The 8,859-nt window shown below is 65.5% G+C and carries 7 protein-coding genes and 1 pseudogene; 3 read left to right on the forward strand and 5 right to left on the reverse strand.

The genetic code is table 11. The annotated features are described in order from the left end of the window. Positions 1-218: pseudogene (locus FUT88_RS24280) on the forward strand (ABC transporter permease); the annotation flags it as partial. Positions 219-234: 16 nt separating this feature from the next. After that, on the forward strand, positions 235-1,071 hold the full coding sequence (locus FUT88_RS24285) for an ABC transporter permease (RefSeq protein ID WP_102079822.1): 837 nt from the start codon (positions 235-237) through the stop codon (positions 1,069-1,071). A 566-nt stretch (positions 1,072-1,637) separates the two neighbouring features. Here FUT88_RS24285 and FUT88_RS24300 read toward each other — a convergent pair. From FUT88_RS24300 to FUT88_RS24310, 3 genes are all read right to left on the reverse strand, one after another. Beyond that, positions 1,638-3,935 (reverse strand): primosomal protein N', encoded by a 2,298-nt coding sequence (locus FUT88_RS24300; protein ID WP_147214715.1) that lies wholly within the window; start codon positions 3,933-3,935, stop codon positions 1,638-1,640. 590 nt (positions 3,936-4,525) lie between these two features. Then, positions 4,526-5,620, reverse strand: a complete 1,095-nt coding sequence (gene hemE, locus FUT88_RS24305; RefSeq protein ID WP_147214714.1) for a uroporphyrinogen decarboxylase — start codon at positions 5,618-5,620, stop codon at positions 4,526-4,528. 94 nt (positions 5,621-5,714) lie between these two features. After that, entirely contained in the window at positions 5,715-6,200 is a 486-nt protein-coding gene (locus FUT88_RS24310) for a cupin domain-containing protein (protein WP_147214713.1), read from the reverse strand. A 205-nt stretch (positions 6,201-6,405) separates the two neighbouring features. Here FUT88_RS24310 and FUT88_RS24315 point away from each other — a divergent pair, with 205 nt between their 5' ends. Continuing rightward, the gene (locus tag FUT88_RS24315) at positions 6,406-6,753 is read left to right on the forward strand and encodes a GFA family protein (protein ID WP_147214712.1); all 348 of its coding nucleotides are present in this window, start codon (positions 6,406-6,408) and stop codon (positions 6,751-6,753) included. Positions 6,754-6,763: 10 nt separating this feature from the next. On the opposite strand, the gene FUT88_RS24320 is transcribed toward FUT88_RS24315, so the two are convergent. Beyond that, positions 6,764-7,792: a Rieske 2Fe-2S domain-containing protein gene (locus tag FUT88_RS24320; RefSeq protein ID WP_147214711.1), complete on the reverse strand. Its 1,029-nt coding sequence runs from the start codon at positions 7,790-7,792 to the stop codon at positions 6,764-6,766. Next, the coding region (locus FUT88_RS26345; RefSeq protein WP_186829264.1) for a hypothetical protein at positions 7,789-8,859 on the reverse strand (1,071 nt) is incomplete at its 5' end. The genes FUT88_RS26345 and FUT88_RS24320, both read right to left, overlap by 4 nt.

Genomic DNA, 8,859 nt, shown 5'->3' on the forward strand with positions numbered 1-8,859 from the left:
CGCTGCTGGTGTTCATCCTGGCACTCGGTTACTACATCACCCCCGCGCTGCTGGGCGGGCCGAACGACCAGATGGTCAGCTACTACGTGGCCTACTTCACCAACGTCACGATCAACTGGGGCATGGCATGCGCGCTGGGTGCGCTGCTGTTGCTGGCCACGCTGGTGCTGTACGCCGTGTATGGGCGCTTCACGCGGCCCAAGGTTCGCGTTGGTTGAACGGAGCCCATCGAACATGAAACTCGCCAAACCGATGTTTGCCCCGCACACCTCGCTCGTCGAGCGCCTGTGGTACTTCGCGCTGCGCGGCCTGGCCGTGCTGACGCTGCTGTACCTCGTGCTGCCGGTGCTGGTGATCGTGCCGCTGTCGTTCTCGTCGAGCACGTTCCTTTCGTACCCGATTCCCAGCTATTCGCTGCGCTGGTATCAGAACCTCGTCACGTCGGACGAATGGCGCATGGCGGCCAAGAACAGCTTCATCGTCGCCCCCGCCGCCACGATCGTCGCAACGGTGCTCGGCACGCTGGCCGCCATCGGGCTGAACAAGGCGGACTTCCGCGGCAAGGGTCTGCTGATGGCCGTGCTGGTGTCGCCGATGATCGTGCCCGTGGTGGTCGTAGGCGTCGGCATGTACTTGTTCTTCGCGCCGCTGGGGCTGGCCAATACGTATATCGGGCTGATCCTCGCGCATGCGGCGCTGGGCGTGCCGTTTGTGGTGACGACCGTGCTGGCGACGCTGCAGGGCTTCAATCACAACCTCGTGCGGGCGAGCCTGTCGCTGGGGGCCAACCCGGTCATGACGTTCTTCCGCATCACCCTGCCCGTCATCGCGCCGGGCGTGATTTCAGGGGCGCTGTTTGCCTTTGCTACGTCGTTTGATGAGGTGGTGGTGACGCTCTTCCTGGCGGGGGCGGATCAGGTCACGCTGCCGCGTCAGATGTTCACGGGTATTCGCGAAAACATCTCGCCGACGATTGCGGCGCTGGCGACGATCTTGATTGTGTTCTCGACGTGTCTGCTGTTGACGTTTGAGTGGCTGCGGGGGCGGGCTGCGGCTAAGGCGGTGGCGTAAGGGTTTTGGGTTTTGGGGTTGTTGGTTTTGGGTTGTTTCTTGTGGTGGATCTCTTGTTTCATCCCCTGCCGGGGCTGACTTACTTTCTTTTGGTCTTGGCCAAAGAAAGGTAGGCAAAAGAAAGGCGCGCCCGAGATGGCGAAAGATTCCTTGAATTTCCGTAACCGGGCGGAGACGGGAAAAACTCGCTTCGCTCAGACAGTTTCCCCCTCTTTTTCCTCCCTGCAACAGAAATTCAAGGCGCCATCTAGGGCAGGAAAGTCAAAGGACAAAAGCCACACCATCTGGACACAAGCCCAAAAGACAAGGCCAACCTCGCGACGGGTTGGCCTTTTTCTTTTGACGTTGAGCCCTTGATGGCGCCTTGAATTTTCGTAAGCGGGCGGAAAAAAGGTGGGGAACTGTCTGAGCGCAGCGAGTTTTCCCCACCTCCGCCCGGTTACGCAAATTCAAGGAATCTTTTCGCCATCTCGGGCGCGCCTTCTGTTTGCTTACTTTTCTTTGGCAAGACAAAGAAAAGTGAGTCGGTCCCGGCAGGGAACGAAAGGGAGGTGGACCACCAACGCTCAAATCCTCAAAGGATCAATCTCCAACTGCCACCGCACCCCCTTCACAGTCTTGCCAATCCCCGCAAACCCCTCAGTCCAGGCAGTCAACAGCTTCTGCAAAGCCGCGCGAGAACCCGATTCCACCAGCAACTGCGCCCGCTCGCGGTTGGCCAGGCGCACCATCGTCATCGGCACCGGATCATGCAAAAACACCGGCGCGCCCAATTCAGCGGCCAAGGCTTCACCAGCCGAACGCGCGGCGCCCAAAAACTCCAGCGCGCGTGCGACTTCCTTGTGCTCTGCGGTCAACAACGCCTGATAGGCAAACGGCGGCAGCCCGGCCTGTTTGCGCTCCCGCAGCAGCTGGCGCGCAAAACCGTCGTAGTCGTGCCGAACCAGCGCCTGCAGCGCCGGTGCGTCGGGATACCGCGTCTGAATCAGCACCTCGCCGGCCAAGCCGGCCCGGCCCGCGCGGCCCGCCACCTGCATCAGCGAGGCAAAGAGATGCTCTCCCGCGCGGAAGTCGTGCGAGAACAGCGAGGAATCGGGCGCGACCACGCCCACCAGCGTCACGCGCTGGAAGTCGTGCCCCTTGGCGACCATCTGCGTGCCGATCAGGATGTCGACGCCGCCTTCGTGCACGGTGTCGAACAGCGCTTCGGCGCTGCCCTTGCGGCGGGTGGAATCGGCGTCGATGCGGGCGACGCGGGCCTGCGGAAACAGCTCGCCGAGCGTTTCTTCAATGCGCTGGGTGCCGCGCCCGAGCGGGGCGATGTCGACGTTGCCGCAGTCGGGGCAGTGATGCGGAATGCGCGATTCGTACCCGCAGTGGTGACAGCGCAGGCGCCGCTCCGGCTTGTGCAGCACCAGGTACGCCGAGCAGCGCGGACAGCCCGACAGCCAGCCGCAGGCGTCGCAGGACAGCACAGGCGCGTAGCCGCGGCGGTTGAGGAACAGCAGGCTTTGTTCGCCGCGCGCCAGGCGATCGGCAATCGCATCGACGAGCGGTTTGGACAGCCCATCACGAATCGCACGCCCGGCGCGGCGCTCCAGGTTCAGGTCGATGAGCGACACGCGCGGCAGCACCGCTTCTGCCTGCGCGCGTTGCGAGAGCGTCAGGCGCGTCGTAGCCGTCTGCTCGGCGCGCCACCAGGTTTCCAGCGACGGCGTGGCAGAGCCCAGTACCACGGGGATGTTGCGCTGCTTGGCACGCCATAGCGCCAGGTCGCGTGCGGAATAACGCAGACCCTCCTGCTGCTTGTACGACGTGTCGTGCTCCTCATCGACAAGGATGAGCGCGAGGTTGGGCAGCGACGCCAGCATCGCCAGCCGCGTGCCGAGCACGATGCGCGCTTCACCGCGATGCGCGGCCAGCCAGTTCAGCGCGCGCGGCTGTTCGGCCAGACCGCTGTGCAGCGCGGCCATGGGCACGCCGGGAAAACGCGCCGCAATGCGCGCCTCCAGCTGCGGCGTCAGGTTGATCTCGGGCACCAGCATCAGGACCTGCGCGGCGGGGTCGCGCGCCAAGGCGTCGGCGATGGCGTGCAGGTAGACCTCGGTCTTGCCGCTTCCGGTCACGCCAAACAATAGGAAGGGGCTGAAGGTACCCGCCGCCCCGGCCTGGGCGATGGCCGCCACGGCGGCGGCCTGTTCGTCGTTCAGGGCGGGCGCGACGGAAGGCGCCGGCAGCTCGAGCGGTTGCGGCAGCAGCGCCTTCGGCCGCAGTTCTGCGCGCAGCCAGCCGACGGTCGTCCAGTCCCGCAGCTTGGCGACGGCTTGCCCGTGCAATTCAACGGCGGCGCTGGTGGACAGCTCGCCATCGCCGGTCAGTGCTTCGGCCAGGCGCATGGCGCCGGACGCACGTTTCGGAACGCTGTCGAGCAACGCGGCCCGCGCCGGTTCAAACATCACGTAGACGGTTTCGTTGGCCTGCCGGGCGAGGTTGTCCCAGCTGCCCGGCGTGCGCCACAACGGCGGCAACGCGGGCAACGTCACCTCGCCGAGCGCACGGTGGTAGTAACCGGCAGCAAATTCGGCGAGCGCCCGCCATTCGGCGTCGAGCGGCGGCACCCAGGCCAGCACCCGCTCCACATCGCGCAGCTTTTCTTGCGGAACATCGGTGGTTGCGGCAGTTTCGACCACCAACGCCACCACCCGCCTGTTGCCGAACGGCACCACCACGAGCTGCCCAACCAGCACAGGTTGCCCGCACCGGTAATCGAACACGGCATCGAGCGGTGTATCGATCACCACACGCGCAATGGCAGCCGACACCTGGGCATCAGAAAACGCGGCGTCGACGTGGGCGGTGGTCATGCTTGGCGCAAACGGTTGAATTGCAAAGAGTTTGTTGCGATGCAGCGGCGCATCCTGCACCTGGGAAATGCGTCTTGCCCATCTCACCTTGCCTTCACAGCCATTGCCATGGTCGGTTCAATGTTCAAGTACTACTTGAGGTTTATGCCTTGGCGCCCTGATCGGCGACCGTTTTCCGGCCTATCCACACGGCCTGTGGATAACTTTGTTGAAAAGTCGGCCGCTGCGCCCGCGAAGGCCGGTAGACGCGCTGTTTTTCTAGCTTGCACGATTTACGCGCACGCGGCTTTCTTTCAGAAAAATCAAACACTTATGCGGTGCGTGCACAGAGCCGCCCCTGTTGCGCCGCGGAAAGAACCAGCCGCGACAGCTTTGTGCATAAGTCAAGTCTTGACAGCCGGCTTACGCACCAGAAAGCGCGAAATAAATCGCTTGACACCCCGTTGGGGCCAGATGGGGCCACCGGCACGCGAGTAGTCACTCACCCCTACTGCACCAAAGCGGCGAAGATTCCACCCGTGCCCCCGACTTCACGCACTATTGCGGCACGATTCAAACGCTATCGCACTGCAGCATTGATCTTGATCGTGTTACTTCGCTTTCGACCGCAGCGCGCGGCTGAAGCTGTGCACCTCCTCCACCAGCACCGATACGGCTTCGGGCGGGGTGAACTGCGAGATGCCGTGGCCGAGGTTGAAGATGTGGCCATCGCTGCCACCGCCGGCTGCGTAGTCTTCCAGCACGCGGCGCGCTTGCGCGCGAATCGCCTCCGGCTCGGCAAACAGCACGGTGGGGTCCAGGTTGCCTTGCAAGGCGACGCGGCCCGCCGTTCGCTGGCGAGCGCGCTGCAGGTTGACGGTCCAGTCCACGCCCAGCGCGTCAGCACCGGTCTCGGCCATGCCTTCGAGCCACAGGCCGCCGCCCTTGGTGAACAGGATGACCGGCACGCGCTGGCCGTCGGCCCCGGGGCGAATACCCTTCACCACGCGGGCCATGTAGGCCAGCGAAAACTCCTGGTAGATGCCATCGGCCAGCGCTCCGCCCCAGGTATCGAACACCTGCACAGCCTGTGCGCCTGCATCGATCTGTGCATTCAGATAGTCGATCACGGCCTGCGCGTTGATCTCCAGGATGCGGTGCATCAGGTCCGGGCGCGCGTAGAGCATCGACTTGACGGTGCGGAAGTCGTCCGAACCGCCGCCTTCGACCATGTAGCAGGCGAGCGTCCACGGGCTGCCCGAGAAGCCGATGAGCGGCACCCGCTGGCGGCCGTCCTGGACGAGCGCACGGCGGATTTCCGCCACGGCGTCAAACACGTATTGCAGCGACGACATGTCCGGCACGGACAGCGCCGCCACATCGGCTTCCGTGCGCACCGGCTTGGCAAAGCGCGGCCCCTCGCCTTGCGCGAACGACAGCCCCAGGCCCATGGCGTCGGGCACGGTCAGGATGTCGGAGAACAGGATTGCCGCGTCCAAGGGGTAGCGGTCCAGCGGCTGCAGCGTCACTTCCGTCGCGTACGCAGGCGACTTGGCCAAGCCGAGGAAGCTGCCGGCCCGCGCACGCGTGGCGTTGTACTCAGGCAGATAGCGGCCCGCCTGGCGCATCAGCCACAGCGGGGTGTAGTCGGTCGGCTGGCGGCGCAGGGCGCGCAGGAAGGTGTCGTTGGCGAGCGGGGCGGACATGGCGATGGACTCTTGAGGAGGGCGCCATTGTAAGGGATGGTGTTTTTATCCTTCCCTGACCCAGGCCAACCCGTCGCCAATCACGACGCAGATATCACGGCACCTTGTGCGTATCGCCCGCACGCTGCGGCGGCAGCTTGATCGCCATCGACTTGAAATCCGGGCTGGTGGTCAGTGTTCCGTGCACCACGCCGCGCGGAATCACGACCAGATCGCCCGCCCGGACTTCCCGCGGCGCGCTGTCGAGCCAGACGGTGGCCGTGCCCGACATCACGTACTGGATTTCGTCGGCGTACGTATGCGTGTGCTTGGCGACGGTACCGACCTGGACGCCCACCGTGCCGTTGGCCGCCGTGACCAGCGTCTTGGTGCGCAGCGTACCCATCTCGGCGATGACGGGGCCGATTTCGTCCGGCGTCATGCCGCCCATGTTGACGATCTGCGCCGCAAGCGGCGGTGCCGAGGCCGGAGCCGATGCCGCCGCCGGTTCTGGCACTTGCGCAAACGCGCCGACACCGGCGGCAAAGATAGCGGCAGCGGAAATCGCTCGAATCACAGCAACAGGACGATGGCGATGCATGATGGCTCCTCATGACGCGGCCGCCGTCAAGGCGCGGCAGTCCGTGTGGCGCGGTCGCTTGACCGACTCGCGGCGATTGTCGCATCGGCATGCGGCCGCGTAGACCTAGGGCGATTCCCGAGAAACCGGGGCGCCGCTCCCAAACCGGCTCGCCTATAGTGGACCGCGCCAAGCCCGCCACAAAACGACATCACAGGAGACCGGCATGACACACAAGGGAAGCTGCCACTGCGGCAAGGTCGCATTCGAAGTCGAAGGCCATCCGGAAAGCGCGATGGCGTGCAACTGCTCCATCTGTCAGCGCAAGGGCTCGCTGCTGTGGTTCGTGGCGCGCGACAAGGTGCGGCTGCTGACGCCGGAAGACAACGCAAGCACCTACCTCTTCCGCAAGCACGTCATCAAGCACCGCTTCTGCCCCACCTGCGGCATCCATCCGTATGCCGAGGGCGTCATGCCCGACGGCACGCCCATGATTGCCGTCAACGTGCGCTGTCTGGAAGACATCGATTTGGCCAGTGTGCCGGTCACCCACTTCGACGGGCGGTCGATGTAGCAGCGCGGCGCTACAGCCACATCTGCATCACGCGCTCGCCGGCCTCCACCGGCTTGCCGTTCGGCATCCACACCGCATCCAGCATCGGCCGCACGAGATCGAGTTCGGTCGACATGCCGTCCTGCCGGCCAAAGCGTGCGCTGTTGGCGGCCTGCGCTTCCACGATGCGGCGGTCCTGCTCCGCCACGCGATACAGGAACGGCCAGACGAGCCAGCGCACGGCCCAGGCCGGCGCCCAGCGGTTTTCCACATGCAGCGTGGCGAACAGGCGCGTGCGCATCTCGTCTTCGGGCGTGAAGTGCAGCGTGAAATACAGCGCACTGCCGTTGGCGTAGCGGTATTCGAGCTGGGCGGTGGAAGGCGCGGCGATACCGAAATGCGCACGCTCCATCGTGCGCGGCGATTCGAACAGGCGGTACAGCAGACCGCTTTGCTGCGGCTGGCCGGCGTAGTCGACCTGCAGGCCATCTGCCGACTGGGCGACGGTCACCGTCATCGGCTGGCGCGCGCCATGGCTGCGCACGAGACCCGGATGCACGAGATGCGTGTGCAGCGGGTCAAGAAAATTCTCCAGCGCGTCGGCGGGGCGTGCCTGCCACAGCGTGCTCCACAGAAAGCGGCGGCTGCCGGGCGGCAAGCGCTGCAGGAACGCCGGCAAGGCCGCAGGCGCAGCTTCGCCCGGCGGCCGTGCACTCATCCAGATCAGCCCGTCGTGCTCGAACACCTGCCACGCATTCACTTGCACGGCGGGCACGGCGGCGCCTGGGCACAGGCCCGGCATGGTGGTGCAGCGGCCGTCGGCGCCGAACGTCCAACCGTGGTATTTGCACTGCAGTGTCTCGCCAACGAGCTGGCCGTCGGACAACGGCACATGCCGATGCGGGCAGCGATCGTCCAGCGCAAGCAAGCCGCTGGAGGGCAAGCGCGCGAGCACCACCGCGCGGCCAAACACGGTCACGTGCATCGGTTTGTCGCGCAGGCGGTTCGCCTCGGCGACGGGATACCAGCCGCGCAGCAGCGTGGCGTTCCAGGCAGTCATAACTGAAAGCGTTGCATGATCGGCACGCCGATCCGGGTGGTGAGGGTGCGCAGCACGGCGACGGCGCGGCGCGTGGCGGGTGGCAGATGCCTGCAGTAGACGGCGCTCATCTCGATGGCCGGCACGCCTCCGCGCAGGCGCTTGAAGTGCGCGGCGCCAGCGCTCAGGTTCAACTCGGCATCGCGCGTGATGGTCAGGCGCAGCACGTGCGCCATCAGCAGGCGATACAGCCCTGCTTGCTGGGGCCACGTCGTGTCGTAGCCGACGATGGGCGCGGTCAGCAACGGCCCTTGCCCAAACACGCCGACCACCGCGCGCAGCACGCCCTGCGCATCCCGAAAACCCGCGCATTCGAGCAGCCCTGCCGCGTGCCACGCGCGAAGAAACGCTGCGGTGTAACGCGGGTTCAGCGCGGAATACTTGTCGAGATAGAGCTGCGCATAGAGCCGCTCGGCCTGCGCGAAGTCGGTGTCGGTCAAGGCGTCGTGCGGCACGAAGGTCAGCGGCGTCGCGTCGAGCAGCTTGAGGTCCCGCCGCAGATCGCGACGCAGTTCCGACACGCGCGACGCACGCTGCAACTGCAGGAACAGATAGACCTGCCGCGTGGGGATCAAATCGAAGCCGGCAGCCGTGGCGGCGCGCAGCCAGTCGGCGTGCTGGATCGTGTTGAGCGAACGCAGCCAGATCGCGCGGTCCGGCCAGCGCTCGCGGCATGTTCGCGCGAGCGCTTCCAGATCGAAGGCCGCCGCCGATGGATACAGGTTCGTACTGACCAGCCAGTTGTTGACGGCCACCGCACGGTCGAGCTGCGCATGCCGCATCCACGCATCGGCCAGGCCAATGGCGCCGCGCAGCACCGGCCGCAGCATGCGCGGCATCAATCGCTCGGATTCTTCCGCCGCATAGCGGCCGTACGTGGTGATGGGCGAGCAGACCCAGGCGTTTTCGGCATGGTCGGCGCGATCCTCACTGCCGTTGATGGTCACGGGCAGCGGCAGACCGCCAGCCTCCACCACGTCGACCTGCGTCACCAAGTTGGCGACGAACGGCTGCGACGCCTGCCCGCG

The sequence above is a fragment of the Ralstonia sp. TCR112 genome, assembly GCF_007997035.1.
GTDB classification, from domain to species: Bacteria; Pseudomonadota; Gammaproteobacteria; order Burkholderiales; family Burkholderiaceae; genus Ralstonia; species Ralstonia edaphi.